The sequence below is a fragment of the Bacillus sp. 7884-1 genome (genome assembly GCF_002272245.1).
Taxonomy (GTDB): Bacteria; Bacillota; Bacilli; order Bacillales; family Cytobacillaceae; genus Neobacillus.
Genome location: NZ_NPDD01000370.1, coordinates 1 through 286, shown reverse-complemented (window position 1 = coordinate 286; position 286 = coordinate 1). Strand labels below are relative to the sequence as shown.

Genomic DNA, 286 nt, shown 5'->3' with positions numbered 1-286 from the left:
TTGGCTAAACCTCGCGGTGTTGCAGCCCTTGGACCATCCATTGTAGCACGTGTGTAGCCCAGGTCATAAGGGGCATGATGATTTGACGTCATCCCCACCTTCCTCCGGTTTGTCACCGGCAGTCTCCTTAGAGTGCCCAACTGAATGCTGGCAACTAAGAACAAGGGTTGCGCTCGTTGCGGGACTTAACCCAACATCTCACGACACGAGCTGACGACAACCATGCACCACCTGTCACTCTGTCCCCCGAAGGGGAACGTCCTATCTCTAGGAGTGTCAGAGGATG

Annotated in this window: 1 rRNA gene; it reads right to left on the bottom strand. The window is 54.9% G+C overall.

Annotation, left to right across the window (positions count from 1 at the left end):
* A 16S ribosomal RNA gene (locus CHI06_RS29175) occupies positions 1-286 on the bottom strand; the annotation flags it as partial.